The following is a 25,944-nucleotide window of genomic DNA, read 5'->3' on the forward strand; positions in this document are numbered from 1 at the left end:
ACCTGCACGGCTCACTGCACCTTCCCCCACGTTCTCCAGGAGCGGCAGCATGCGCACAAGGACCAAGTTGTACGCAGCCGCGGTGGGACTGGCCACGACCGGAGCGCTCGTGCTCTCCTCCGGTGGTGCCAGCGGCCACGGCTACACCGATCTCCCCGTCAGCAGGCAGAAGATGTGCCAGAACGGCATGGTCACCAACTGCGGCAACATCCAGTGGGAGCCGCAGAGCGTCGAGGGCCCGAAGGGCTTCCCGTCGGGCGGCCCCGCGGACGGCCGGATCTGCTCCGCAGGCAACACGTCGTTCGCGCAGCTCGACAGCCCGCGGACGCCCTCGGGCGGCGCCTGGCCGACCACGCGCGTGACGGGTGGCCAGAACTACACCTTCCGCTGGCAGTTCACGGCGATGCACGCGACGACCGACTTCAAGTACTACGTCACGAAGCCGGGCTGGAACCAGGACCGCGCGCTGACCCGGGCGGACCTCAACCTCACCCCGTTCCTGACGGTGCCCTACGGCGGCCAGCGTCCGCCGCAGACCCTCTCCCACAGCGGCCAGCTGCCGTCCGGGCTGAGCGGGCACCACGTCGTCCTCGCGGTGTGGACGGTCCACGACACGGGCAACGCGTTCTACGCCTGCTCCGACGTCACCTTCTGATCCCCCCTCGGGTAGGGTCCGCGTGCGCCGGGGCCACGAGGCCCGGCGCACGCGTTCCTGATCGCCGAGCACGGGGGTGCACCCGTACGTGAACACCTTGTTCAACATAGTGATGCCGCTGATGATCGCCCTGGCCGTCGCGGGCGGCGTCTCGATCGTCCGCCGGACCCGGCAGCGCCGGGAGGCCTGGGAAAGCGGTCTGACGGCCCGGGCGCGCGTGGTGCGCACCTGGCAGACGGTGCAGATGGTCAACAACGTGGCCCGGCGGGTCCAGTGGCACGAGTACGACTTCACCGCCGACGGCCGGGCCGTCCGCTTCAAGGAGTCGGGCGGGCCGCCGAGCCGGGAGGTCGGCGACGAGACGCTCGTCCACTACACCGCCGACGACCCGGAGAAGGCCACGGCGTCGGAACCGCAGCCCGGCAAGGACATGGCGGTGATGGTCTTCACGCTTCTCCTCGTCGGGGCGTCCAGCGTGGCCATCCTCTACTTCTGGCTGACCACGCCCCAGCTGTGACAAGCGCCCGGACGAACGCCGAGGGGCCTCTCGCTCCCACGAGAGGCCCCTCACCGGTGCGCCGCCAGGGACTCGAACCCCGGACCCGCTGATTAAGAGTCAGCTGCTCTAACCAACTGAGCTAGCGGCGCATGACTCCCGCCGTCCGCTTTCCGCGGCCGGCGACGACAAAAATACTACCCGGTCCCGAGGGGTGCTCCTGACCACCGGCAGGTGAACGCCGGGGGCTGCTCCCGCACCCCCGGCGCGCACCCCGGTGCCCGGTACTAGATCGCCAGCGACAGCAGCACGGGAGCGGTGCCGCGGCTGAGGGTGGCCGTCGCCTCGCGCAGGCGATGGGCCTGTTCCAGCGGCAGGGACACGGCCAGACAGCGCGCCGTCGTCCCGGCCCGCAGCGGCACCGCCGCGCAGACCGTGCCGAGCGCGTACTCCTGGATGTCCAGCGCCGGGGCCGTCGGCGGCTGCGACTCCAGGCGGGACAGCAGCAGCCTGTCGCTGGTGATCGTGCGGGACGTCAGCCGGGCCGGGCGGTGCCGGGCCAGGTGGTCCCGGCGCCCCGCCGGGTCGAGCTGGCGCAGCAGGCTCTTGCCTGCCGCGGTGGCGTGCGCGCAGTCGCGGAAGTCCACCCACTCGTTGACCGCGGGCGTCGCCGGGCCGTCCGCGTAGTGGGTGACCGTGACCTCGCCGTCCGTGTACCGGCCCAGGTAGACGGCCGCGCCGATCGAGTCGCGCAGCCGGGCGAGCGTGTCGCGCAGCTGGTCGCGCCGCGCGTGGTCGTGATCGCGGGCCGACCCGAGGCGGGCGAGCGCGTCGCCCGTGACGTACGCCCCGTCGGTGACCCGGTCGACGTAGCCCTCGCGGCGCAGCATCCGCAGGAGCGTGGTCAGTCGCTCCGGGCGGAGGCCGGTGTGCCGGGTGAGCTCGGTGTCGGTGACTCCGGTGGTGTGCCGCGCCACGGTCTCCAGGACGCGCAGGGCGTCCTGGGCCGCGTGCTGCGGCGGTATCGGCTCGTGCTTCAGCGCCACGGTTCCCCCTGCGCTTGTCCGGTGCCTGTGTCCGGTCGGTTCACATCCCTTCGGTCCGCCTCCACAGTAACGGCCAAGAGGCCCGCCGGGTCCGGCAGTTGCCGATACCCGCGGGCCTCTCGACCGGGTGTCACAGGACCGCGCTGAGGAACTCCCTGGTTCGGTCGTGCTCGGGCTCGCTGAAGATCTTCTCCGGCGGACCTTGCTCGATGACCCGGCCCGAGTCGAACATCAGGACCTGGTCGGAGATGTCCCGCGCGAAGTTCATCTCGTGCGTGACGATGAGCATCGTGATGTCCGTGGAGCGGGCGATGTCCCGCAGCACGTCCAGCACGCCCGCGACCAGCTCCGGGTCCAGCGCCGATGTCACCTCGTCCAGCAGCAGCACCTGGGGCCGCATCGCCAGCGCCCGCGCGATCGCCACGCGCTGCTGCTGACCGCCGGACAGCTGCGAGGGGTGCTTGTCGACGTGCTCGGTCAGACCGACCAGCTCCAGCAGGTCCCGGGCCCGCTCGTCGGCCTCGTCCTTCGACATGCCGAGGACCGTGACGGGGGCCTCGGTGATGTTCCGCAGGACGGTCATGTTCGGGAACAGGTTGAACTGCTGGAACACCATGCCGATGTTCTTGCGGATCTCCCGGACCTGCTTCTCCGGCGCCGGGTACAGCTGCTGCCCGTCCACGGTGATCCGGCCCTCGTCGGGCTTGGTCAGCGTCATCAGCAGCCGCAGGATCGTCGTCTTGCCGGAGCCGGACGGGCCGATCAGCGTGACGTGCTTGCCCGCGTTCACGGAGAAGTCGAGCTTGTCCAGGACCGTGTGGTCCCCGAACCGCTTGGTGACCTGCTCCAGACGCACCAGCTCGGAGCCGGATCCGCTGTCGGCGGGGTTCTTCTCGGGCATGAGGTTGGCGTCAGTGGACAAGGCGTCGCTCCAGGGATCGCAGGGCAAGGGAAGCCAGGTAGGAGATCACGATGAAGGCCACGCCGATCACCGTGATGGGCTCGGTGAAGCGGAACGTCTGCTGCGAGAACAGCCGCGCCTCGCCGAGCATCTCGAGGACGGTGATCGCCATCAGCATCGGCGTGTCCTTGAGCATCGAGATCACGTAGTTGCCGAGCGCCGGCACCACGCGGCGGACCGCCTGCGGAAGGATCACCACGGTCCAGGTCCGCCGGCGCGGCAGGTTCAGCGCCGTCGCGGCCTCCCACTGGCCGACCGGCACGGCCTCGATGCCGGCCCGGTAGACCTGCATCGTGTACGTCGAGTAGTGCAGACCGATCGCGAAGACGCCGGTCATCAGCGCGGAGAAGGTCACTCCCCACTCGGGCAGCACGTAGAACAGGAAGAACAGCTGCACCAGCAGCGGAGTGTTGCGCACGAACTCCGTGAGGGCGCCCACCGGCCAGCGCACCCACCGGCTCGGCGCCCGCATCAGCAGCGCCCACACCAGGCCCAGCGCGAACGAGATCAGCGAGCCGAGCACCAGCGCCTGGAGGGTGACCAGCAGGCCGTCCCAGAAGTACGGCATGAAGTCGGAGACCGCGCTCCAGTCCCAGTTCACGAGACACCACTTCCCTCAGGGACGCGCACGGCGGCGGTCTTCTTCTTCGGTGCCTTGCCGACCCGCGCCTTCAGGTTCTTCTCCAGGCCGCGCATCACGCGCGTGAGCAGGAAGGCGAGCACGAAGTAGATCAGCAGGATGTACGTGTAGATCTCCGCGCTCTCCTGGAGCGCCAGGCGCACCAGGTTGCCGCTGAACGCCAGGTCGCCCATGCCCATGATCGACACCAGCGCGGTGCCCTTGAGCAGTTCGACCAGCAGGTTGGAGAACGGCGGGATCATCTCCGGCACCGCCTGCGGCAGCAGGATCAGCCGCATCCGCTGCCACGGCGTGAAGCTGAGCGCGATGCCGCCCTCCTTCTGCGCCGGGTCGACCGCGACCAGCGCGCCGCGCACGATCTCGGAGCCGTACGCGCCGTACGTCAGGCCGAGCGCGAGGGTGCCCGCCCACAGGGGCACCAGCTGCCAGCCGAAGGCGAGGGGCAGCACGAAGAACACCCAGAAGATCATGACCAGCGCGGACGTGCCGCGGAACACCTCGGTGTAGAGGCCCGCGAGGAAGCGGACGATCCGCAGCCGGTGGGTGCGCGCGACGCCGACGACGAAGGACACGAACGCCGCCAGCAGCGCGCTGAGGACCAGCAGCTGGACGGTGACCCAGACGCCCTTGAGTACGAGTTCCCAGAGTCCCGACGTCATCAGCCGCAGAGCTCCTTCGCGGTCAGGTCCGTCATCTCGTCCTCGGTGAACCCGAAGGGCTTGAGGATGCGGAACAGCTCGCCGCTCTTCTTCATCTTGTGCAGCTCGACGTTGAAGGCGTCGCGCAGCTTCGTCTCGGTCGGGCGGAACGCGAAGGCGCCGCCGTCGACGTGCGGCTTGCCGTCGACGATCGGCTTGAACGGCTCGGTGACCTCGGCCTTGGCCGACTTCTTCACCACCTCGCGGGTGGTGAGCGCCGTACCGGCGAAGACGTCGACGCGGCCGGCCTCCACGGCGTTCAGGCCCGCGACCTGGTCCGGCACGATCAGGATGTCGCTCTCCTTGTAGCCGGCGTCGACCGCGTACTGGATCTCGGCATAGCCGGTGCCGGTGGCGAACTTCGCCTTCTTCTCCACGACGTCCTGGTAATTGTGAAGACCCTTGGGATTTCCCTTCCGCACGATGAAGGCGTCGAGCATCTGGTAGTCGGGGTCGGAGAAGATGACCTGCTCACAGCGCTCCGGGTTGACGTACATCCCGGCGGCCACGACGTCGAACTGCTGCGAGTTCAGGCCGGGAATGAGCGAGCCGAACTCCGTCGGCACCGGCTGCACCCGGTCGACCCCGAGCCGTTTGAAGATGGCCTTCGCCAGCTCCGGCGCCTCGCCGGTCAGCTCGCCGTTCGTGTCGATGTAACCGAACGGGATCTCGCCGGCGATGCCCAGGCGTACGACGCCCGCCGCTTTCAGCCGGTCGAGCAGGTCACCGCCGTCCGTGCCGGTCGCGGTGGCCACGCGGCTGCAGCCCGCGGCGCCCAGCGCGCCGAGCGCCGCGACCCCCGCGAGCAGCGACCGGCGTGTCGGTCCCGTGGGACCCGCAATGTTTGCGCCAATTCTTGATGCTCTGTGTGGTGGAGCCATGGGCGCGCGACTACCCGAGAGCATGCGAACTATTCATACCGGGCACGAGGAACCGCATGACTGAGCGACACATCCAGGTCTCATTGGCCCAACGCGGCGTGCGCTGCACGGCAAAGCTGCTAAGTGATCGCGCACCCCTCACATGCGCGGCGGTGTGGGACGCCCTGCCGCTGTCCGGGGACGTCTACCACGCCAAATACGCCCGAAACGAGATCTACGCACTCTTCCCGCCCTTCGCGGAATCGGAGCCGCCACTGGAAAATCCCACGGTGACGCCCATTCCGGGAGATCTCTGTTATTTCTCCTTCGCGGGCACCGAGCTCGGCACCCGGTCCTACGGCTACGACCGCGAGGTCCGCCCCGGCACCACCGTCGTCGACCTGGCCCTCTTCTACGAGCGCAACAACCTCCTGCTCAACGCCGACGTCGGCTGGGTCCCCGGCATCGTCTGGGGTCAGATCACCGAGGGCCTGGAGGCGATGGCGGAGGCCTGCAACGACCTGTGGCGCACCGGGGCGGCGGGGGAGCGGCTCGCCTTCAGCAGGCTGTGATCCCTGGGGTCCTCATGCCTGGACCAGCGGCTCGCGGGTGAAGAGCGAGCCCAGCGACGGCGCGTTCACCCGGCGGTCGGCCAGCCGCAGCGCCTCCCAGGCCGTGACCTGATTGGCGGTGAGGACCGGCTTGCCGAGGTCCTTCTCCAGCGCCGGGACGTGCGCCACCGTGTGCAGGGCCGTGTCCGGGACGAGCACCGCGTCGGCGTCGGGCCGGTCGGCCTCGCGCACCAGCGTGAACAGCTCGGTCTCGCCCCACGTGCCGACCTCGGCCGCCGTGACGATCCCCGAGCCGCGCACGCCCGTGACCTCGACGCCGCCGGCCCGCAGGAACTCCGCGAACAGCAGCGCCACCTCCTCCGGGTAGGTCGCGGCCACCGCGACCCGCCGCAGCCCGAGCTCACGCGCCGCGTGCACGAACGCGAACGACGTCGACGACGCCGGCATCCCGGCCGCCCGGGCCAGCGCCCGCACCTGTTCGTGGGCGCCCTCCCAGCCGTACACGAAGCTCCCGCTGGTGCAGGCCCACACGACGGCCTCGGCGCCCGCCAGGCGCAGCTCCTCCACGCCCGCCGCGAGCCGTGCGTCCGAGCCCATCTCACGCAGCGCGTCCACCTGGTGCGCGTCCGTGCCGATGTCCGTGTGCACCAGGTCCACCCGGATGTCGCTCCCCAGCAGCTGCTCGATGCGTGGATAGTCGTCCTCGGCGGAGTGACCGGGGTAGAGGAAACCGAGTGCGGTCATGACCAGCCTTCCTGCTGCTTCTCTTCGGGCAGTTGCGGCAGTGCGCTGCCGGGGCCGGGCCCCGGCAGGGCGGGACCGGTGCGCGCCGCGGGATCGATCAGCGCCTGGTACGGCCCCACCGCCCGGGTACCCAATCGGCGCAGCGCAGCCCACATGGTCACCTGGTTGGCCGAGATCACCGGCAGCCGCAGCTCCGCCTCCAGCTGCGGTATCACGTCGTAGGTCGGCAGGTTGGTGCAGGAGATGAACAGCGCGTCGGCCGCGCCCAGCCCGTTCCTAGCCGCCGCCCGGCGCGCCATCTCGACGACCTCGCGGTAGGGCACCCGCCAGATGTGCCGGGTCAGCCCCATGTACGCCCGCCCGGACACCGTGACGCCCGCCTCGGCGACGTAGCGCTCCAGTACACGCGTGACGGACACCGTGTACGGCGTCACCAGCGCCACCCGGCGCACGCCCAGCTCCGTCAGCGCCTCCAGCAGCGCGCCCGAGGTGGTCAGGGACGGCACGGCGCCGGACCGGTTCATCGCCTCGCACATCGCGCGCTCGCCGGCGAGGCCGCCGACGAAACTGCCGGAGGCGCAGGCGTAGGCGACGACCTCGGGGGATATCGCGGTGAGCGTGCGCACCGCGTCGCCGAGCGTCTCGTGCTCGCTGACGAGCCGGGCGAGGTCGAGGCCGACCTCGACCGGCACGAAAGGGGTCCGGGTCAGATGCAGCGACACCTCGTCCGGCACCCAGCGCCACAGCTCGCGGTCCAGCGCGAAGTCGAAGGGGGCGACGACACCGACTCCGCGTTGCGGGCTCGGTCCGCCGAGAAAGGAGACGTCCATGACAGACACCGCCCTCGCGCGAGGAAGGAAGGGCAACGGACCGTGACCACGCCCGTGTTGACGAAGGTAGATTCGGGTGCGAGCGTGGTCAAACCTCGCATGTCAGACGGCTGCCCACCTCCAGAAACGGCCCCCATGACCGCACCGGAACCCGCTCCCGCGACCACCGGGACCCCCACTGTGCTCGTCCTGGACGCCGATCCGCCGCCCCGCCTCGGCCGGCTGACCGGACGGGCCCGGATCGAGCACGCGGACGAGGCGACCCTCGCCGAGCGGCTGCCGCACGCCGACGTGCTGCTGGTGTGGGACTTCACGTCGCACGCGGTCCGCGAGGCCTGGCCGGGCGGCGGCCCCCGGCCGCGCTGGGTGCACACCGCCAGCGCGGGCGTGGACCACCTGATGTGCCCGGAGCTGGCCGACTCCGACACGGTCGTGACGAACGCCCGCGGCATCTTCGACCGGCCCATCGCCGAGTACGTCGCCGCGCTCGTCCTCGCCATGGCCAAGGATCTGCCCCGCACCTGGGAGCTGCAACGGGAGCGGACCTGGCGGCACCGCGAGTCGCGGAAGGTGGCCGGCACGCGCGCGTGCGTCGTCGGCGCCGGGCCGATCGGCCGCGCGATCGTGGCCGCCCTGAAGGCGATCGGCGTGACGGCCGCGCTCGTCGGCCGCACCGCCCGCACCGGCGTCCACGGCCCCGAGGACCTGGACCGGCTGCTGGCGCACGCCGACTGGGTGGTCGCCGCGGCGCCGCTCACGGAACAGACGCGCGGCATGTTCGACGCCCGCCGTTTCCAGGCGATGCAGCCGTCCGCGCGGTTCATCAACGTCGGCCGGGGGCAGCTCGTCGTCCAGGACGCGCTCGTGGACGCGCTGCACCGGCGCTGGATCGCGGGCGCCGCCCTGGACGTCTTCGAGCACGAGCCGCTCCCGCCGGACAGCCCGCTGTGGGACGTCCCGGGCCTGATCGTCTCCCCGCACATGAGCGGCGACACGGTCGGCTGGCGGGACGAACTCGGAGCGCAGTTCGTGGAGTTGTACGACCTGTGGGCGGCGGGCAGGCCCCTGCCGAACGTCGTCGACAAGAAGCGCGGATACGTCCCCGGACACTGACGCCCAAGGCGCCCCGGACGCCCCAGGGAGGGTGGATGACCGACCTCACCGACTTGACCGCCGTACAACTCGTCGAGGGCTACCGCAAGGGCGACATCAGTCCCGTGGAAGCGACCCGCGCGGCGCTGGACCGCGCGGAACGGATCCAGCCCGAGGTGAACGCGTTCGTCAGGCTCACCGCCGACGACGCGCTCGCGCGGGCCCGCGCCTCCGAGGAGCGCTGGCGGCGCGGCGAACCGGCCGGGGTGGTGGACGGCGTGCCGGTCACGGTGAAGGACATCCTGCTGCTGCGCGGCGCCCCGACCCTGCGCGGCTCGAGAACCGTGTCGGAACAGGGCCCTTGGGACGAGGACGCGCCATCCGTGGCGCGGCTGCGCGAGCAGGGCGCGGTGTTCCTCGGCAAGACGACGACCCCCGAGTTCGGCTGGAAGGGCGTCACGGACTCCCCGCTGAGCGGCGTCACCCGCAACCCGTACGACCCCTCCCGCACCGCCGGCGGATCGAGCGGCGGCGCGGCGGCGGCCGTGGCCCTGGGCGCGGGCCCGCTCGCCCTCGGCACGGACGGCGGCGGCAGCGTGCGCATCCCGGCGTCCTTCTGCGGCGTCTTCGCCCTCAAACCCACCTACGGCAGGGTCCCGCTGTACCCGGCGAGCGCCTTCGGCACGCTCGCGCACGTCGGCCCCATGACCCGCGACGCGGCCGACGCGGCGCTCCTGATGGACGTCATCGGCGCCCCCGACCCCCGCGACTGGTCGGCGCTCGGCCCCGCGCCCGGCTCCTACGCCGCCGCGCTGACCGGCGGCGTACGCGGCCTGCGGGTGGCGTACTCGCCCACCCTGGGCGGCCAGGTCGCCGTCGACCCGGAGGTCGCGACGGCGGTACGGCGGGCGGTGGAACGCCTCGCGGAACTCGGCGCGTACGTCACCGAGGCCGACCCCGACCTCTCGGACCCGGTGGAGGCCTTCCACACCCTGTGGTTCAGCGGCGCGGCCCGCGTCGTGCAGCACCTCGGACCGGACAAGCGGCGCCTCCTGGACCCCGGCCTGCGGGAGATCTGCGCCCGGGGCGCCCGGTACTCGGCGCTGGACTACCTGGCCGCGGTGGACGTCCGCATGGACCTGGGCCGCCGCATGGGCCGCTTCCACGAGACGTACGACCTGCTGGCCACGCCGACCCTGCCGATCACGGCGTTCGAGGCGGGCACGGAGGTCCCGAAGAGCTCGGGCCACCACCGCTGGACGGCCTGGACCCCGTTCACGTACCCCTTCAACATGACCCAGCAGCCGGCGGCGACGATCCCGGTGGGCAAGGACGGGAAGGGTCTCCCCATCGGCCTGCAACTGGTGGCGGCCCGCCACCGGGACGACGTGCTCCTGCGGGCGGCCCACGCCCTGTACGAGGCGGGCATGGGATAGCCGCGGGCAGTCACGCACCGCAGGGCCGTGGTCCTGGCTGCGGGCAGTCGTGCCGCAGGGCGGCACCCGTCCCACAGAGGCGGCACCCGGGAACGGGGAATAACCGGATCCCCGTTCCCGTTAAGCCTCCGGCAGGAACACCGCACGCGCGACCAGGAGACACCCGTGGCCGAAGACGAGATCCGGGGCACCACGCACGGCACCGCCCCCGTCCCCCTCTCCGTACTGGACCTCGTCACGGTGGGCCAGGGCCGCACCGCCACCGACGCCCTCCGCACCAGCGTCGCCCTGTCCCGCCTCGCGGAGACCCGCGGCTACCACCGCTACTGGGTCGCCGAGCACCACTCGATGCCCGGCGTCGCGTCGTCCTCCCCGGCCGTGATCCTCGCCCACCTCGCCGCCCACACCACCCGCATCCGCCTCGGCTCCGGCGGCGTCATGCTGCCCAACCACGCCCCGCTGGTCATCGCGGAGCAGTTCGGCACGCTGGAGGCGATGGCCCCCGGCCGCGTCGACCTCGGCCTCGGCCGCGCCCCCGGCACCGACGGCGCCACCGCCGCCGCCCTGCGCCGCAGCGACCGGCTGAACGAGTCCGCCGACGACTTCCCGCAGCAACTCGTGGAGCTGACCCGGTTCCTCGACGACGACTTCCCCGACGGCCACCCCTACCGCCGTATCCACGCCGTGCCCGGCCCCGTCCAGGCCACCTCGCCCGGCGGCGTCCAGTCACCGCACCGCCCGCCGATCTGGCTGCTCGGCTCCTCCGGCTTCAGCGCCCGCCTGGCCGGCGCGCTCGGCCTGCCGTTCGCCTTCGCGCACCACTTCTCCGCGCAGAACACCATCCCCGCCCTGGACCTGTACCGGGAGTCGTTCCGGCCGAGCGAGGTCCTGGCCGAGCCCTACGCCCTGATCGGCGTCGCCGCCCTCGCGACCGACGACGAGAAGGAGGCCCGGCGCCAGGTCCTGGCCGCCGCGCTGAACATGGTCCGGCTGCGCACCGGCCGCCCCGGCCTCGTGCCCACCCCGGAGGAGGCCGAGGCGTACCCCTTCAGCCCCATGGAGCGCGACTTCGTGGACAGCTGGAACGCCAACGTCGTGCACGGCACGCCCGACGAGGTCCGCGCCGGCCTGGACGACCTCCAGAAGCGCACCGGCGCCGACGAGCTGATGATCACCGGCAACGCCCACAGCGGCGAGGTGCGCCTGCGCTCCTACGAACTCATCGCCGACGCCTACGGGTTCCCGACGCCCGCCTGAACCCCGGGGCTGCCCAGCAGCTCGGAGATGCGGTCGGGCGGCACCGGCCGCGAGTAGAGCCAGCCCTGGCCGGTGTCGCAGCCGATGCCGCGCAGCCGTGAGGCCTGCGCCGAGGTCTCCACGCACTCCGCGGTGACCGTGAGGCCGAGCCGGTGCGCGAGCTGGATCATCGCCTCCACGATGACCTCGTCGGCGGGGCTCGGCCGTTCGGCGTCCCGGCCCTCGTACTCCTCGTACTGGAAGCCCCGTACGAAGGAGCCGTCCAGCTTGAGCACGTTCACCGGCAGGCGGCTGAGGTAGGCCAGGTTCGAGTAGCCGGTGCCGAAGTCGTCGATGGCGATGCGCACGCCCATGTCGCTGAGGGCCTGGAGCGCCTGGAGCGGGCGGCCGGCGGAGCCCATGACCGCCGACTCGGTGAGCTCCAGCTGGAGCAGGTGCGGGGCGAGCCCGGTCTCGGCGAGGGTCTCCGCGACGTCCGCGACGAGGTCGGAGTCCCAGACCTGGCGGACCGCCACGTTCACGCTGACGAAGATCGGCGGCTCGTCGGGGTGGTCCAGCTGCCAGCGGCGGGCCTGACGGCAGGCGGTGCGCAGCACCCAGCGGCCGAGCTGCACGATCGAGCCGTCTTCTTCCGCAAGTCCGATGAACCGATTCGGCGTCAATGTGCCGAACTGCGGGTGATTCCAGCGCACCAGGGCCTCGACGCCGCTGAGCCGCCCGTCCGCCATGCCCACCAGCGGCTGGTACTCCAGCGTGAACTCGCCGCGTTCGACGGCCGGGCGGAGAGTGGACGCGAGGGCCTGCCGGGTCATGCGGTGCGCGTTGCGCTCGGGGTCGAACAGCGTCCAGCGGGCCTTGCCGTCGGCCTTCGCCCAGTACAGCGTCGTGTCGGCGGCCTGCATCAGCGCGGTGGGCGTGGTGCCGGCCGCGTGCCGCTCGACGACGCCGATCGACGCCGACACCGACAGGCGCCGCCCGGAGATGTCGAACGGCGCCTGGAGCGCCGTCAGGACCGACTCGGCGAGGTCGGCCAGCTGCTCGGTTCCGGTGGAGTCCTCGACCAGCAGCGCGAACTCGTCGCCGCCGAGCCGGGCCACCAGCGGCGTGTTGGCGCGCGCGTACCCGGCCTCGTCGGCGCAGCGCGTCAGCCGGTCGGCCACGGCGGCCAGCAGCCGGTCCCCGATGCGGTGGCCGAGGGTGTCGTTGACGGCCTTGAAGCCGTCGAGGTCGAGATAGCACAGGCCGATCCGGCCGGTGCCGCTCCGCTCGTAGGTGTCGGCGTCCAGCGCGGCCGTCAGGCGCTCGAAGAACAGCGTGCGGTTGGGCAGCCGGGTCACCGGGTCGTGCATCTGCAAGTGCCGCAGCCTGGCCTGGAGTTCGCGCCGGGCGCTGATGTCGGAGACGGACAGCAGGACGCCGCGCTCCGCGCCGGGCAGCGGGGTGACCGTGACCTGCGCCCACACCGAGTGGCCCTCGGGGTGCTTCAGCCGGCGCGTGCAGCGCAGCCGGGCCCGACGGCCGCTCAGCACCTCGCGGTAGGCGCTCCAGGAGCGCGCGTCGGACGTGAGGTCGACCAGATCGGCGGCGACCGCGCCGGCCAGCTCCCCGGCGGACGTGCCGAGGAGCGCGCCGAAGGTGTCGTTGGCGCTGACGACCAGACCCTCCGGGTCGACGACGGCCATCGCGAGGGGGGCCGCCGTGAACACGGAGCGGTACGGCAGTGGCTCGGCACGGGGAGGCGCGTCGAGGTCACTCTGTGTGATGACCGCCCGGTCGAGGTCCCCCGCGGGCGTCGGCCCTTCGGACGTTCCGCTCACCGCTCGCTCCCGCAGTGCACTCGATCTCTGTCCGTGCAGGAAATGGTCAGGAAAGTGTGCCGATCATAGAGGCTGGCCCCTGGCCCTTCCAGCCGCTGTCCAGTGTTCCGGACGGAACCACCACCGAGACAGATCGTTTCTGCTCATACCTGGACGGGTTCTTGAGGCCTCCGACCAGTTGTGACGTTCCGTGAGTGGCCCGGGGGTGTCGGTTCCACCGAAATTCCGGACCGCTCACCCGTCCGGTGCAGGCAAACAGGGCGTAGTACGACAAACCGGAAGAGTCTGGGTGCGGTGTCCCGTGAACCGCTCCCGGAGGTCCCTGTGCCGCGCCAGCTTCCCCTGAGGCGACTCGCGTCCGACGCCTTCCTGGGACTCACCCGCGCGGCCGACCGGACCCGACTGCGCAAGCCGGCCGCCGTGTTCACCACCATGTCCGCGCTCGCCGCCACGTCCCTGGTGACCGCGCCCTCGGTCGCCGAGCCGTTCTCGCCGATGCCCTGCGCCCTCGAACGCACCGACGCCCACCACTCGGAGGGCCTCGACACCTGGAATGCCGCCTATCCGCGGCCGACCCGCACCCTGGACGCCGTGATGGTGTTCCTGTCGTTCCCCGACTCGCACCCCCTGACCACCCCCGCGGACCTCACCGCCGACCACTTCCCGGAGACCAGCCGCTTCTTCGAGCGCGCCTCCTACGGCCGCTTCACGCTGCGCCCGCACCCGCTGCGCCACTGGATCCCCATGCCGCAGCCCTCGACGGCGTACGTCATACAGCGCGACTGGAGCGCCGAGCATCGCGCCGCCTACCTGCGCGACGCGCTCGCCGCGAGCGACGGCCACGTCGACTTCTCCCGCTACGACGTCGTGTACTTCGTCGCCGACCCGGACGCGCCCGGCGTCGACTCGGACGCGACGAAGGTCGTCAACCTCGACACCCCGCTGCGTGCCGACGGCACCGACATCCGCCGCGTCGTCACGGTCTTCGAGAAGCACCCGCCGGACCGGCTGGTGCTGGCCCACGAGACCGGGCACGTCTTCGACCTGCCGGACCTCTACCACCGGCCCGTGGACGGCAAGGGCGACTGGGACACCCACGTCGGCGACTGGGACCTGATGGGCAGCCAGTTCGGCCTCGCGCCCGATCTGTTCGGCTGGCACAAGTGGAAACTGGGCTGGCTCGAACCGCGCCAGGTGGCGTGCGTGCGGGGCTCCGGGCCGACCCGGCTCACCCTGGAGCCGCTGGGCGCGGGGCCGGGCGTGCCGGTGGCGGGCGCGGCGGGGGCGCCGGCCTTCGGTCTCGGGCGGGGCACCAAGCTGGCGGTGGTGCGCACCGGCGCGGACACCGTCCTCGCCTTCGAGGCGCGCGGGCCGGTCGGCAACGACGCCGACGTCTGCCGCTCGGGCGTGCTCGTGTACCGGGTGCGGGGCGGGACGCAGTCCGGCGGCGGGCCGATCGAGGTGGTCGACGCGCACCCGGACACCGACGCCTGCTGGGAGAACTCCGTCTATCCGCCGCTCGCGGACGCCCCGGTCGGCCTCGGCGAGAGCTTCACGGTGCCGGGGGAGGACGTGCGGGTGGAGGTGACGAACCGGACGGCGGCGGGGGCGTGGAACGTGAAGATCACGGCGGGCGGCGCGTAGGGCACGGCCCTCGTGGGCCGGAAACGCGATCAGCCCCCCGCTGCTGCGAGGGGCTGATCACTGCCGTGCGCCGCCAGGGACTCGAACCCCGGACCCGCTGATTAAGAGTCAGCTGCTCTAACCAACTGAGCTAGCGGCGCCTGCTGACGTCGTAGACCTTAGCATCCTGGTCGGCGGGAGGAAAAATCGATATCCGCACGGCCGCGCGGGCCGCCCGGACCGCCGCCCACAGCACGATTTCGGGGCCCGGCAGCCACGGGTGCCGGGTGTCCGGCGCGACGAGCCAGCGGGACGCGGACGGCTCGGCACGGTCGGCGCCGACGAGGGCCGGCACGGTCACCGCGTCGCCGGTGCCGTGGCACAGCAGCGGCGGGATCGCGCCCGTCCGGCCGCGCTCCCGGCCGCGGTCGCCCCACTCCTCCCAGTGCAGCAGCGACGGCAGCCGCTGGGCCGTGCCCGGCGCGGCGAACAGCAGCATCCGGCCCCGGTACTCGGCCACGGGGCCCGAACCAGGGCCCTCCTCCCAGAGGCGGTCCAGCATCCGCCGGCCGAAGATGGCCGGCACGCTGACGACGTCGAAGGCGGAACCGCACGGCAGCACGACCGGGGCGTCCGGCCGCTCCTCCCAGTGCGCGAGCGTGCTCCGCGGATACGTTCCTGCGGAGGCGAGCCAGGCGGCACCGTCGGCGGTGACGCCCGAGACGGCGGAGACTTCGTTCCGTTCGCTGCTCATGCCATCTATATCTACCGGGCGTGAGGAGTCCGTTCCGGTGAGTTGCGGAAAACCAGGACACGAACGAGTGAGAAGGAGTATCTTCCGCCCGGGTCCGGCATATGCCGACCGGAGGTGCGTCACACGGGGTCGGCGGGACCCGGGCCCTCCCCACCGCGCAGCAGATCGCGGCCGAACTCGACCATCTTCTTCGCGTAGTCCTCGGTCCAGGCCGCGCGCTCGGCGATGTCCGCGTGCGTGAGCCGGTCGAAGCGCCGCGGGTCCGCAAGCTGGGCCGCCGCCATCGCCTGGAACTCCACGGCACGGTCCGCCGCCGCGCGGAACGCCAGCGTCAGCTCCGTCGCGCGGTCCAGCAGCGCCCGGGGGTCGTCGATCGACGCCAGGTCGAAGAAGTGCTCGGGGTCGGAGGCCGCCTCCGCGGGCTCGAAGAGCAGGGGCGCGGGGCGTAGCCGCGGTTCGTTCCGACGCGGCGTGGGCTCCGCCATGTCTTCTCCTCCTCATACGTCGCCGACGGCCCCCTGGGAAGTGGGCCACCGTCCATTGTCCCGCGCCCGCGCAAGAGGGCCCCGGCCCGCCTCACAGCCGGGGCCGGCTCAGGTTCGCCACGGCACCCGGTGCTCCGTGAGGTGGGCCAGGACCGCGTGGTTGGCCTCCCAGCCGTCGGGGCTGTGTTCATTGGCCGCCTGCCGGCGGCGTGCCGGACTCCGTCCGGCGAGAAGGGCGTGCCGCGGTGGCGGGTTCGTCCCTCAGCCCCGCCACGGCACCCGGTGCTCCGTGAGGTGGGCCAGGACCGCGTGGTTGGCCTCCCAGCCGTCCGGGAACTTCACGACCGTGCCGAGCTGGACCGGTTCCGTCGACGGATAGTCGTCCAGCAGGGCGTCCACACCCGCGCGGCATACCACGATGCACGCGTGCCGGTGGCGGGACGCCAGGACGCACAGGCGGCCCGTCTCCAGGTGGAACGCCGTCGCGTCGGGGCGGCCGGACAGCGGATGCAGGACCACCGTCACGTCGTACTCCCGGCCCTGGAGCCGGTTCGCCGTGTCGACCGTGACGTCCGTCACGCCCAGCTCCGCCAGTGCCGCGCGGACCGCCGCCGCCTGGTCGCGGTGCGCCGTGCCGACCGCGATCCGGTCGGCGGTGAGCGGCACCGGGTCCGGGACGCGCTCCGAGACGGCGGCGCCGCCCCGGTCCAGCAGCCGCCGTACCACCGTCGCCACCGCGCGGACCGCCTCCGGGTCCGTGCGCGGCGTGTGGCGCGCGGGCAGCTCCAGCAGGCCCCAGCCCGACTCCGCCGCCTCATCGATCACCCGGTCGGGACCCGAGCCGTCCGACGCGACGGCGAACGCGAGCCGCCGGTCGCCGTGCCCGGTGCCGCTGCGGAACGGCGTGTAGGGGTAGAACGCGTCCGACACCAGCGGGGCCGCCGACGCCGGCAACCGCCACGACACCGGCAGGCGGTGCTGCGGCAGGTCGGGGTTGTGGGACAGCAGCGTGGACACGGCCGACGCCGACGGGTCGTACGACAGGCCCGCCCACTGCTCCGCGCCGACGATCGAGAACGGGTCCAGCTGACCCGGGTCGCCCACGAACAGCGCCCGCTCGAACAGCCCGGCCACGGCCAGCAGCGAGTCCGAGCGCATCTGGTACGCCTCGTCCACGATCGCGTGCTCCCACGGCTCGTCCGTCTTCACGTGCGCCCACTTGGCGGCCGTCGACAGCACCACCGGCAGGCCCGTCAGATCCCCCGCCTTCGCCGACTTCCGGACGTTCGGCAGGTCGTCGAGGGCCTTGTCGTACGGGTCGGCGTCGCTGCTGTGCAGGCGGCCCACCGGCAGCTCGGGGTTCTTCTCGGCGAGCCGCAGCACGAGGTCGTCCACCTGCGCGTTGGTCTGCGCGACCACCATCAGGGAACGCCCGGCGTCCGCCAGCTCCAGCGCCGCCCGCACCACCAGCGTGGACTTGCCGGCGCCCGGCGGGGAGTCGACCACGACACCGCGCCGCGCGCCGTGCAGCGTGTCGCGCAGGATCGCGTCGGTGGCACGGGTCGCTGCGGCGCCGGGGTCGAAGACGGCCTCGGTCGTCACAGCACGTCCTCCTCGGTCACCGGGTCGGCGGCCTCGGGCACGCCCTCGCCGGGCGGCCCGCCGTGCGTCCACGGCGTCTCCTCCGGATCGGGCAGCTTCGCGCCGCCCCGCTGCTCGTGCTCGAACAGCGTGAAGCACACCCGGTCGCCCTTCTCGGGCACCGAACCGGTCTCCGGCTCCTTGCCCCGCCCCATCTTGTCCACGATCCGCAGCACGACCAGCGCCCCGTCGTCCTCGTACCCCACGAACTCGGCCGCCTGCGGCTTGCCGCCCAGCGAGCGGAACACCTTCGCGCGCTCCGCGAGGTGCGGCCGGTCGTCCGTGCGCACCGTGACCAGCGGGCGCGGGCTCGGCCGCTTGCCCTCGCTGTACGCCATCACGACGTCCGTGACCTCCCCCGCGAACGCCTCGCCCGCCAGCCGCCGCCCCGCCATCACCAGCGGATCGTCCAGTGCCTCCTGCGCCTCCAGACGGGCCTGCTCCCGCTCGCGCGTCGCCAGCTTGTTCGCCGCCGTCACCGCGTCGTCGCGGCGCGGCTGCGGCGGCTCACCGGCCAGGACGCGGTCGCGGTGCCCGGTGAACGACCAGCGGTCGCGCGTCCAGCGCTCCTCGACGTGCGCCCCCTCCGGCAGCTCCCGCAGCAGGTCCAGGCCCCGCCACACCGCGTCCCAGGTGGGCCGCGTGACGCTCTCGACCAGCGCGCGGATCTCCCGCTCGGCCGCGGTGAGGATGCCGAGCCGCTCGTCGGCCTGGAGGCCGTCCTCGGCGGCGGCGAGCGCCGTGCGGGCCCGGTCGTAGCGCTCGATCGCCGGGGCGAGCAGCTTGTTGTCGAACGCCGGGTCCGTCGCCGGGCCGGCCGGCGGGCACGCCAGCTGCCCGCGCGCGTCGCGCTCCACCTCGGCCCGCAGCGCGGCCTCCGCGCCCGTGCTGCCCCCGGGCGGGTCGATCCACGCGAGCAGCGCGCCCAGGTGCTGGTCCTCCAGCGTCGACTGCCCGGTCGCCCAGTGCCGTCCCAGGACGTCCGTCATGGCCAGCAGCAGCGACGAGCCGGGCACCCGGGCCCGCTCCCCGAAGTGCGTCAGCCACCTGCCGAGCAACGGCACCCGAGGCGGCGCCGGATAGGGAGCCTCCGGTTCCTGCTCCGCCGTGCGCCGGAACCGCGTGGAGCGGCCCAGCAGCCGGACGAAGTCCACGCCGGGCCGGCTCGGCACGATCAACTGCGGGGCGTCCGAGCACAGTTCCACCTCGACCTTGACCCGCTTGCCGGTCTCCGGGTCGGTCTCGGTGCGCTCCGCGGCCTCCACGGCGTCGGCGAACGAGTCGATGTACGGCAGGACGACGTCGGCGAGGTCGGCGAGGAACGCGAACCTCAGGTCGCGGTCGCGCGGCTGCGGCACCACCAGCAGACGCGGCGCGTCCCGGTCGGTGCCGACCAGCGCGCCCAGCGGGGCACCGGCCTCACCCGCGGTGGTCAGCGGCACGAACACCAGCGGCCGCTCGGCCAGCCTGCGGTGCCGGACGGTGGCGGCGGGCTGGGCGCGGCCGGTGCTGACGGCCTCCAGGCGGGCCAGGGTGGCGATCAGCGACACGCGGGCACCTCCCGGTCCGCGGCGCCGCCGAGGGCCTCGGCCCGCAGCAGCGCCGCCCGGCGCAGCGCGGCCACCGCCGGGTCGTCCGGGTCCCCGGCCTCGCCGCGGGCCGCCGCCAGGACGTCCTCGACGGTGCTCAGGCCGCCCAGTTCGGCGCGCACGGGCCGGCCGAGCGACGTCACCACGCCGTCCTCGCGGGACCGCGCGCGGCAGTGGAAGGCCAGCTCGCACGCGGACAGACACTCGGGCGCGTACGTCGCCGGGACCGCCTCGACGGCCACGGTGAGCTGCTCGGCGGGCAGCCCGGGGGAGAAGCACGTGCCCTCGGGCAAGGTGCGGGCGATGTCCTCGATGCGGGTGAGGCGGGCCAGCTGGCGGCGGGTCACCGCCCGCTGCTTGCGCACGTCGATCGCGGACGCCGTCGGCAGGTTGGAGAAGTCCTTCGGGCAGACCAGCAGGACCTCGTGCCGCACCTCGGGCGCCGGGTCCAGGCGCGCGGCGACCTGCTCCAGCGCCAGCACGTACACCGCGGCCTGCCGGGCCGCCGCGCCCACCTTGGCCGGGTCCGCCGAGCCGTCCAGCATCGGGAAGGACTTGATCTCCACGACCGTCCAGGCGCCGTCCGGATGCACGACGACCGCGTCCGGCTCCAGGAACGCGGGGGAGCCCGCCACGTCGAGCGCGAGCATGGGGTGGTCGAGCAGCGTCCAGGCGCCCGGCGCGCCGGTGGCCTCGCGCAGCGCCAGCGCCGTACGCGCCGCGCGGCCCTCGGGGCCCGTCGCGGTCAGGTCGGGCACGCGCGCCCCGGCGGGCGGCTCGGCCGCCGGGTCCAGCTTCTCGTGCACGAGCCGCAGCAGCTCCGTGCCGCCGTCGGCCTTGACCTTCGCCTCGAACGCGTTGCCCCGCACGAGCGCGAACTGCGACTGTCCGAAGGCCGACGGGGAGCCCAGTGCGCTCGCGAGCGCCGCCTTGTCCACCCCGGCGCCGTCGAGTATCGCGCGCCGTCTGCAGCCCGGGTTGGCGGCGAGGGCCGCCAGGGCCCGCGCGTCCAGTGCCTTGGCCGGGACGTCCGGACCGCGCAGCTCAGCGAGCCGGTGCCGGAGCCCCGTCCCCCGCGTCCTGGGGTGAGGCACCGGGCTCGGCTCCGGATCCGATCCGTGACTCGCGCTGCCGTGGAAATCGCTCACCCGCGGAAGTCTGGCATCCGTCACTGACATTCGGTGAACCCGCGGGCACGGAGCCCACGGCGGCCGGCTCCGGGGCGGCCGTGGACGCCACCGCCGGGGTCACCACGGCGGGCGCCGCGAGGCGCGGCAGCAGCCGCGGCCCGAACCGGTCGGCGGCGCGCATCACGGCCGGCGCCAGCAGCAGGCCGACGCCCATGACGGCGGCGCCCGCGACCGCGTCCAGGAAGTAGTGGTTCGCGGTGCCCATCACCACGATCGTCGTCACCAGCGGGTAGACGACGGCCAGTACCTTCGTGGTCCGGGTGCGGCCGTACCGCCACAGGATCACGCCGCACCACAGCGACCAGCCCACGTGCAGGCTCGGCATCGCCGCGTACTGGTTCGTCATGCCGCCGAGGCCGCGCGGCGCGCTCGCCTCGCCGGCCCACCAGCCGTACGAGCTGTACTGGGCCATCGTGTCGACGAAGCCGTGTCCGGGGGCCAGCAGGCGGGGCGGGCAGGTCGGCAGCAGCGTGAAGCCGATCAGGCCGATGAACGTCGACGTCATCAGCCAGGTGCGCGCCGCGCGGTAGTGCACCCGGCGGGAGCGGAAGAGCCACACCAGCAGCACGGGCGTGACCAGGTAGTGCAGCGACGCGTACCAGAAGTCCGCCGGCACGCCCAGCCACGGCTCGCGCGTGAAGAGGCGGTTGAGGGGGTGCTCGGCGTTGAGGAACAGCGCCTTCTCCATGCGCAGGATCGCCAGGCCGTGGTCGACGGCCGTGTTCACGTCGCCCCGGGCGAGCAGCCGGCCCGCCGAGTAGCAGGCGTACACGAGGAGGATCAGAGGAAGCTCGGACCACCAGCGCAGCCGGGTCGCCGGGCCCGCCTCGGTGCCCGGTGTCTCGGTGTGCGGCATCCGATCGCCCTCCCCTTTCACTTCCGCCCGGCGCCCTGTGGGCGGCCGTGCCACTTTACGGTGTGCCCCGGTTTACGGTGTGCCCCGGCGCCCTCGTCGGGCTCCCGGCCCTGATAGACGCAGAGATCGCCCGCCGGGTTGCCCGCGAAACGTGTGAGCGATGATGGTGGGGTAGCGCTGAAGTTCACCCGAAAGGCCCCTCATGGCACCGCGCATCCTGCTGGCCCGGCACGGACAGACGGCGTGGTCGCTGTCCGGCAAGCACACCGGCAGGACCGACGTGCCGCTCCTCGACGAGGGGCGCCGCGGCGCGAAGCTGCTCGGCGAGCGCCTGCACCGGGCGCCGCTCGGCGGGCTGCCCGGCGTGGAGGTGCGCACCAGCCCGCTGGCACGCGCGCGTGAGACGTGCGAGCTGGCCGGGTTCGGCGACCGTGCCGAGAACTGGGACGCGCTCATGGAGTGGGACTACGGCGGCTACGAGGGCATGACGCCCGCCGAGATCCAGGCCCTGCGGCCCGGCTGGCTCATCTGGCGCGACGGCGTCCCCGAGGGGGAGACCCTCGCCGAGGTGACGGCCCGCGCGGACGAGGTCGTCGCGTGGGCCCGCTCCGCCGACCGCGACGTCCTGGTCTTCGCGCACGGCCACATCCTGCGCTCGATCGGCGCCCGCTGGCTCGGGCAGCCGATCGACTTCGCGTCCCGCGTCCGCCTCAACCCGACGTCGCTGTCCGTCCTGGGCTGGGCGTACGGCGAGCCGGCGATCGAGACGTGGAACGACGTGGGCCACCTCGCCTAGTGCTGCGGCCGGGGCCACCTCGCGCAGCCCGGGGGGTCGCCTCGCGCGGCCAGGGACGGGCGCCGGGCGGGTCTCAGGCGGGCCGGGGGAGCTCGGCGTGGCGTTCCAGGAACGCCGAGACGTCGTGCGCCCGCCGGTGCGGCAGCAGGACCCGGGCCGTCCCGGCGAGCATCGTCTGCACGCGCGAGGACTGCACCTCGCCCAGCAGGTCCAGCACGCGCATGCCCGCGACCGCGGCCTCGTCGGGCCGCCCGCCGCGCGCCAGGTCGTCCGCCAGCTCCGCCGTGTAGAGCGCGATGTTCCGCGTGAAGTGCGGGTCCTGCAGTTCCGCGGCACGCCGCGCGTGCCGCGCCGCCCGGGGCCAGTCGCCCAGGGTGGACCAGCACTGCGCCTCCAGGCCCTCCAGTTCGGCCGCGCCGTAGAAGCTCATCCACTCGGGGTCGGCGTCCGAGGGACCCCGGTCGAAGAGGGCCTTCGCGCGGGTCAGGGCCTGCTCGCAGGCGACACGGTCGGCGAGGCCCGCCCAGCCGCCCGCCTCGCGCAGCGCGAGCAGCGACATCAGCCGGGCCGAGCCGAGCGGCCGGGCGGCCCGCTGCCCGGCCTGCGCCGCCCGCACCGCCTCGCGGGGCCGGCCGGTGTCCCGCGCGAGGAACGCCGCGTTGCAGAAGGCGTGCGCCTCCAGTGCCTCGTCGTCGTGCGTCCGGGCGGTGGCCAGGGCTTCCGCGTAGTGCGAGCGGGCGTCGTCGAAGCGTCCCGAGTCGTGGGCCAGCCAGCCCACGGAGATGGCCAGTTCACCGGCGCCCGAGTACAGCCGGTCCGCCGTCGCCCGCCGCGTCGCCACGGCGTCGAGCAGCCCGTACGCGGCGCGCAGCGGGGCCGCCGCGCGCCGGTAGAGGCCGTCGGCGCCGTGCCGGTCGTCGAGCAGCCGGATCCTGCGGACTGCCTCCTCCAGGGCGCCCGCCTCGCTCGTCCCGGCGCGGCGCGCCGGGCGCTGTGCCGCCGAAGCGGCTGGCGCGAGGGCGAAGGGGCCCAGGGTGGCGGCGGCCACGGTGGCGCCGCCGCCGGTCATGAATGCGCGACGCAGCACGTCGCTCTCCTCGAAGTTGTCGTACGTCGTGGTCTGGTCCGGCGTCTCATACGGCTCGTGCGCCCCGCGCGTCTCACTCGTGGCGTCCGCCGGGTCCGCGGCGTGCGACGGGGGAGCGCCGTCCTGGACCACGTGCGCCCGGCGTCCGCGTACGGACGAGCGGGGCGCGAAGCCCAGGTCGGTGAGCGTGCGTCCGGGGAACATGTGCAGGAACACCCGTTCGTACGCGTAGTTGGGGCACCGGATCTCGCCCGCCTCGACCCTGCCGATGTAGCGCGCGTCACAGCTGACCCGCTCGCCGATCTCGCGGGCGGCCCGGCGGACCGCCGCGGCGAACTCGGCCGGCGAGCGCGCTCCGCGCACCTGCCGGAAGACGAGGTTCGGCTGCGGCCGTTCCGGCCGGTCCGGCCCCGATGAGGGCACCGTTGACGACGCCATGGCCGGGTCCTCCCGTGCGAACCGTCGAACCATGCCGGATCCAGGGCGAGTTGTCCGCGTTGTCACGTCCTGGCGCTCTGGTCCCGGCGGGCAAGAACGTACCGGCTGCGCCGGACCCGGCACGTCGAGTTTGACCACAAACCGGATATCTCCTCCGCGATCTGCCATGAAGTGCCATCCTTTGCGGCTGACTTCCGCCGTAGCCGTTGACGTTCTCGCGCGTTGAACCTTGTGGACCGGGAGCCCGTGATTCCCGGTAGCTCGTCCAAGCAGGGGTTCCGTGGTGGAGGCCGGGATGGAGACGCGCCAGAGCAACGTTCCTCGTACGCCGACGACGGCAGGGCGCGCGTCGGGAGGGCCGGGCGGCACACCGCCGCCCGGGGGAGCCGCGTGCGACGTCGTCACGGTGCCGGCCCGGCAGGGGCTGGAGGCGGTCGACATCCTGCGGCGCGGCGCCGCCGACTCGGTGGGCCCCGTCCTGCACGACGGCGGCGGCACGCTGGGCTTCCTGGTGCCGCCCGGGACCGCCGCCGCGTGGGACGTGCCGGGCAGCACGTGCACCGAGACCAACGGCCGGGGCCTGAACCTCGTCCCCGGACCACCCGCGGCGGCGGACTCGGGCTGGCTGCTGCCCCCCGGCGAGGCCGACCCGGCGACCGACCCGGCGATGCTGCGCGCGGCACTGGGCGAGGCGGCCCGGCTGATCGAGGCGGCGGACAACTGCCGGTGAGACCCGCGGACGGTCCGCAGGTGGTCCTCGGCTGGTCCGCGGGTGGACCCGGCCTCCTGGCCGTGACCCGGGCGGGCAGCGGTACCCGCGGGCACCGATAATGAGCCAATGGGAAAGTCCAGGAGCCCCCGGCGCCGGCAGGGCGGGGCCGAAGCCGTCGTGGAGCACGTCGACGGCGGCTGCGCGCAGCTCGTACCCGACCGGGACCGGCCGCGGGCGTGGACGCTCCTGATCGACGGCGCACCCCAGTCCCACGTCGACCTCGACGACCCCGGCCACCTCTCCTTCGACTACCAGCGCCGCCTCGGCCACGTCATCGACCTGGCCGCCCCGCCCGGCCGGCCGGTCCACGCCGTGCACCTCGGCGGCGGCGCCCTCACGCTGGCCCGCTACGTCGCCGCCACCCGCCCCCGCTCCACCCAGCAGGTGGTCGAGCGGGACGCGGCCCTCGTCCAACTGGTCCGGCGCGCCCTGCCGTTGGACCCCGGCGCGCGGATCCGGGTGCGCTCGGTGGACGCCCGCGAGGGCCTCGCGAAGGTGCCGGACGGCTGGGCCGACCTCGTCATCGGGGACGTCTTCAGCGGCGCCCGCACCCCGGCCCACCTGACCTCGGGGGAGTTCCTGGACGAGGTCCGCAGGGCGCTGAAGCCCGGCGGTGTCTTCGCGGCCAACCTCGCCGACGGCCCGCCCCTCGCCCACCTGCGCGGCCAGATCGCCACCGCCGCCGCCCGGTTCGCGGAACTCGCGCTGATCGCCGACGCGGCCGTGCTGCGCGGCAAGCGGTTCGGGAACGCGATCCTGGCCGCCTCCGACCACCCGCTCCCGCTCGCCGAGCTGACCCGCCGCGCCGCCTCCGACCCGCACCCCGGCCGGGTCGAACACGGCAGGTCGCTGGCCGACTTCACGGGCGGCGCCCCGCCCGTGACGGACGCGACGGCGGTGGCGTCACCGGCCCCGCCGCCCTCGGTCTTCCACTGACCGCGCAGCCACCCAGCAGTTGCCTGCTGGGCACTAGTAGTTATTGATCTCGACGCGCGGCGGGCCGTCGTGCCACGTGCAGAACACCGACACCCGGTCCGCGCCCGCGGTGTACTCCACGCGGATCCACTTCTCCGTCTTCCACACCTGCATCGACCAGCCGGTCCGCGGCGTCGCCGACACGAGCGTCGCGGACGCCGGCCCCAGGTCGAACACCGCGCGCCCGCCGTCCGTGTCGTAACCGCGCACCTCGCCCGACGTGGTGGGCGACGGGTCCGCGGGCGGGGCGGCGCCGCGGGACGGCGGGGGCGTCGCGGACGGTTTCGGGACCGTCGGTGTCGGCTTCGGCGACGGGCTCTTGGACGTCGGCGCCGGCGCCGGCCGCCGCGTGGACGACGCGAGCGGCTCCGACCGCGGCCCGCTCGCCTCCGTCACCGTGATGGGCAGGGCGCGCGGCGGGTCGTAGGCCGTGCCCGCCATCACCGTGTGGACGCCCCACCACGACAGCGTGACCGCCGCGCCCGTGGCGAGCGACCAAGCCAGTACGTGAACGAGTCCTCTGCGCATCGCGCGCCCATACTGCCCCACACGCCCCCCGGGTGTCGCCCGCCCGGACCCGTTCCCCCACCGCTCGTCCACAGGCGGGCAGTTGTCCACAGGCCCGCGCCCGCCG

General features: G+C 73.4%; 26 protein-coding genes and 2 tRNA genes. 10 read left to right on the forward strand and 18 right to left on the reverse strand.

All coding sequences use genetic code 11. The annotated features are described in order from the left end of the window. Nucleotides 1-49 precede the first annotated feature (49 nt). Both ACZ7D7_RS05875 and ACZ7D7_RS05880 read left to right on the forward strand, forming a co-directional pair. A complete protein-coding gene (locus ACZ7D7_RS05875) occupies nt 50-655 on the forward strand; it encodes a lytic polysaccharide monooxygenase auxiliary activity family 9 protein (protein ID WP_470822714.1) in 606 nt (201 codons plus the stop codon). An 88-nt stretch (nt 656-743) separates the two neighbouring features. Further along, a complete protein-coding gene (locus tag ACZ7D7_RS05880) occupies nt 744-1,172 on the forward strand; it encodes a hypothetical protein (protein WP_470822715.1) in 429 nt (142 codons plus the stop codon). A gap of 57 nt (nt 1,173-1,229) precedes the next feature. Here the strand turns inward: ACZ7D7_RS05880 and ACZ7D7_RS05885 are convergent. The 6 genes from ACZ7D7_RS05885 to ehuB all read right to left on the reverse strand — a co-directional run bounded on the left by ACZ7D7_RS05885 (nt 1,230) and on the right by ehuB (nt 5,377). After that, a tRNA-Lys gene (locus ACZ7D7_RS05885) sits at nt 1,230-1,303 on the reverse strand. A 135-nt stretch (nt 1,304-1,438) separates the two neighbouring features. Further along, the gene (locus ACZ7D7_RS05890; RefSeq protein WP_470822716.1) at nt 1,439-2,197 is read right to left on the reverse strand and encodes an IclR family transcriptional regulator; all 759 of its coding nucleotides are present in this window, start codon (nt 2,195-2,197) and stop codon (nt 1,439-1,441) included. A 130-nt stretch (nt 2,198-2,327) separates the two neighbouring features. Next, nucleotides 2,328-3,098, reverse strand: coding sequence for an ectoine/hydroxyectoine ABC transporter ATP-binding protein EhuA (gene ehuA / locus ACZ7D7_RS05895; RefSeq protein WP_470823188.1), 771 nt, complete (start codon nt 3,096-3,098; stop codon nt 2,328-2,330). A gap of 10 nt (nt 3,099-3,108) precedes the next feature. After that, nucleotides 3,109-3,759, reverse strand: a complete 651-nt coding sequence (gene ehuD / locus ACZ7D7_RS05900) for an ectoine/hydroxyectoine ABC transporter permease subunit EhuD (RefSeq protein WP_470822717.1) — start codon at nt 3,757-3,759, stop codon at nt 3,109-3,111. Beyond that, a complete protein-coding gene (ehuC, locus tag ACZ7D7_RS05905) occupies nt 3,756-4,457 on the reverse strand; it encodes an ectoine/hydroxyectoine ABC transporter permease subunit EhuC (protein WP_470822718.1) in 702 nt (233 codons plus the stop codon). The genes ehuD and ehuC overlap by 4 nt, the downstream gene beginning before the upstream one ends. Further along, nucleotides 4,457-5,377 (reverse strand): ectoine/hydroxyectoine ABC transporter substrate-binding protein EhuB, encoded by a 921-nt coding sequence (ehuB, locus tag ACZ7D7_RS05910; protein WP_470822719.1) that lies wholly within the window; start codon nt 5,375-5,377, stop codon nt 4,457-4,459. The genes ehuC and ehuB overlap by 1 nt, the downstream gene beginning before the upstream one ends. Nucleotides 5,378-5,433: 56 nt before the next feature. Between ehuB and ACZ7D7_RS05915 the strand changes: the two genes are divergently transcribed. After that, the gene (locus tag ACZ7D7_RS05915; RefSeq protein ID WP_470822720.1) at nt 5,434-5,928 is read left to right on the forward strand and encodes a DUF3830 family protein; all 495 of its coding nucleotides are present in this window, start codon (nt 5,434-5,436) and stop codon (nt 5,926-5,928) included. Nucleotides 5,929-5,940: 12 nt separating this feature from the next. Here ACZ7D7_RS05915 and ACZ7D7_RS05920 read toward each other — a convergent pair whose 3' ends face one another. Together ACZ7D7_RS05920 and ACZ7D7_RS05925 are read right to left on the reverse strand one after the other, a co-directional pair. Then, the gene (locus tag ACZ7D7_RS05920) at nt 5,941-6,672 is read right to left on the reverse strand and encodes a maleate cis-trans isomerase family protein (protein WP_470822721.1); all 732 of its coding nucleotides are present in this window, start codon (nt 6,670-6,672) and stop codon (nt 5,941-5,943) included. Continuing rightward, entirely contained in the window at nt 6,669-7,502 is an 834-nt protein-coding gene (locus tag ACZ7D7_RS05925) for a maleate cis-trans isomerase family protein (RefSeq protein WP_470822722.1), read from the reverse strand. The genes ACZ7D7_RS05920 and ACZ7D7_RS05925 overlap by 4 nt, the downstream gene beginning before the upstream one ends. A gap of 135 nt (nt 7,503-7,637) precedes the next feature. Here ACZ7D7_RS05925 and ACZ7D7_RS05930 point away from each other — a divergent pair, with 135 nt between their 5' ends. From ACZ7D7_RS05930 to ACZ7D7_RS05940, 3 genes are all read left to right on the forward strand, one after another. Next, the gene (locus ACZ7D7_RS05930) at nt 7,638-8,615 is read left to right on the forward strand and encodes a D-2-hydroxyacid dehydrogenase (RefSeq protein ID WP_470822723.1); all 978 of its coding nucleotides are present in this window, start codon (nt 7,638-7,640) and stop codon (nt 8,613-8,615) included. A gap of 35 nt (nt 8,616-8,650) precedes the next feature. Continuing rightward, nucleotides 8,651-10,030 (forward strand): amidase, encoded by a 1,380-nt coding sequence (locus tag ACZ7D7_RS05935; protein WP_470822724.1) that lies wholly within the window; start codon nt 8,651-8,653, stop codon nt 10,028-10,030. A gap of 165 nt (nt 10,031-10,195) precedes the next feature. Then, the gene (locus tag ACZ7D7_RS05940) at nt 10,196-11,287 is read left to right on the forward strand and encodes an LLM class flavin-dependent oxidoreductase (protein ID WP_470822725.1); all 1,092 of its coding nucleotides are present in this window, start codon (nt 10,196-10,198) and stop codon (nt 11,285-11,287) included. On the opposite strand, the gene ACZ7D7_RS05945 is transcribed toward ACZ7D7_RS05940, so the two are convergent. Continuing rightward, nucleotides 11,263-13,104, reverse strand: a complete 1,842-nt coding sequence (locus ACZ7D7_RS05945) for a putative bifunctional diguanylate cyclase/phosphodiesterase (RefSeq protein WP_470822726.1) — start codon at nt 13,102-13,104, stop codon at nt 11,263-11,265. The two genes, ACZ7D7_RS05940 and ACZ7D7_RS05945, sit on opposite strands and share 25 nt — an antisense overlap. Before the next feature lie 294 nt (nt 13,105-13,398). On the opposite strand from ACZ7D7_RS05945, the gene ACZ7D7_RS05950 reads away from it, so the two are divergent. Continuing rightward, nucleotides 13,399-14,748 carry a M6 family metalloprotease domain-containing protein gene (locus tag ACZ7D7_RS05950; protein WP_470822727.1) on the forward strand — a complete coding sequence of 450 codons (1,350 nt, stop codon included), beginning with the start codon at nt 13,399-13,401 and terminating at the stop codon, nt 14,746-14,748. 66 nt (nt 14,749-14,814) lie between these two features. Here ACZ7D7_RS05950 and ACZ7D7_RS05955 read toward each other — a convergent pair. The 7 genes from ACZ7D7_RS05955 to ACZ7D7_RS05985 form a co-directional block, all read right to left on the reverse strand. Beyond that, nucleotides 14,815-14,888 (reverse strand) — tRNA-Lys (locus tag ACZ7D7_RS05955). Further along, on the reverse strand, nt 14,879-15,481 hold the full coding sequence (locus tag ACZ7D7_RS05960) for a bifunctional DNA primase/polymerase (protein ID WP_470822728.1): 603 nt from the start codon (nt 15,479-15,481) through the stop codon (nt 14,879-14,881). Before ACZ7D7_RS05960 ends, ACZ7D7_RS05955 begins: the two co-directional genes overlap by 10 nt. 119 nt (nt 15,482-15,600) lie before the next feature. Then, nucleotides 15,601-15,966 carry a hypothetical protein gene (locus ACZ7D7_RS05965; protein ID WP_470822729.1) on the reverse strand — a complete coding sequence of 122 codons (366 nt, stop codon included), beginning with the start codon at nt 15,964-15,966 and terminating at the stop codon, nt 15,601-15,603. 261 nt (nt 15,967-16,227) lie between these two features. Next, the gene (locus tag ACZ7D7_RS05970; RefSeq protein ID WP_470822730.1) at nt 16,228-17,568 is read right to left on the reverse strand and encodes an AAA domain-containing protein; all 1,341 of its coding nucleotides are present in this window, start codon (nt 17,566-17,568) and stop codon (nt 16,228-16,230) included. Next, nucleotides 17,565-19,157 (reverse strand): hypothetical protein, encoded by a 1,593-nt coding sequence (locus tag ACZ7D7_RS05975; RefSeq protein ID WP_470822731.1) that lies wholly within the window; start codon nt 19,155-19,157, stop codon nt 17,565-17,567. The genes ACZ7D7_RS05970 and ACZ7D7_RS05975 overlap by 4 nt, the downstream gene beginning before the upstream one ends. Further along, on the reverse strand, nt 19,148-20,290 hold the full coding sequence (locus ACZ7D7_RS05980; RefSeq protein ID WP_470822732.1) for a hypothetical protein: 1,143 nt from the start codon (nt 20,288-20,290) through the stop codon (nt 19,148-19,150). Before ACZ7D7_RS05980 ends, ACZ7D7_RS05975 begins: the two co-directional genes overlap by 10 nt. After that, entirely contained in the window at nt 20,241-21,242 is a 1,002-nt protein-coding gene (locus tag ACZ7D7_RS05985; protein WP_470822733.1) for a phosphatase PAP2 family protein, read from the reverse strand. The genes ACZ7D7_RS05980 and ACZ7D7_RS05985 overlap by 50 nt, the downstream gene beginning before the upstream one ends. A gap of 202 nt (nt 21,243-21,444) precedes the next feature. On the opposite strand from ACZ7D7_RS05985, the gene ACZ7D7_RS05990 reads away from it, so the two are divergent. Then, entirely contained in the window at nt 21,445-22,038 is a 594-nt protein-coding gene (locus ACZ7D7_RS05990; protein WP_470822734.1) for a histidine phosphatase family protein, read from the forward strand. Nucleotides 22,039-22,111: 73 nt separating this feature from the next. On the opposite strand, the gene ACZ7D7_RS05995 is transcribed toward ACZ7D7_RS05990, so the two are convergent. Beyond that, on the reverse strand, nt 22,112-23,563 hold the full coding sequence (locus ACZ7D7_RS05995) for a hypothetical protein (RefSeq protein WP_470822735.1): 1,452 nt from the start codon (nt 23,561-23,563) through the stop codon (nt 22,112-22,114). 295 nt (nt 23,564-23,858) lie between these two features. Here ACZ7D7_RS05995 and ACZ7D7_RS06000 point away from each other — a divergent pair, with 295 nt between their 5' ends. Together ACZ7D7_RS06000 and ACZ7D7_RS06005 are read left to right on the forward strand one after the other, a co-directional pair. Then, entirely contained in the window at nt 23,859-24,293 is a 435-nt protein-coding gene (locus tag ACZ7D7_RS06000) for a hypothetical protein (RefSeq protein ID WP_470822736.1), read from the forward strand. A gap of 108 nt (nt 24,294-24,401) precedes the next feature. After that, nucleotides 24,402-25,271 (forward strand): spermidine synthase, encoded by an 870-nt coding sequence (locus ACZ7D7_RS06005; protein WP_470822737.1) that lies wholly within the window; start codon nt 24,402-24,404, stop codon nt 25,269-25,271. Nucleotides 25,272-25,304: 33 nt separating this feature from the next. Here the strand turns inward: ACZ7D7_RS06005 and ACZ7D7_RS06010 are convergent, their stop codons facing one another. Next, nucleotides 25,305-25,838 carry a hypothetical protein gene (locus tag ACZ7D7_RS06010; RefSeq protein ID WP_470822738.1) on the reverse strand — a complete coding sequence of 178 codons (534 nt, stop codon included), beginning with the start codon at nt 25,836-25,838 and terminating at the stop codon, nt 25,305-25,307. Nucleotides 25,839-25,944: the final 106 nt, after the last annotated feature.

The organism is Streptomyces sp. NPDC037054 (genome assembly GCF_055606745.1).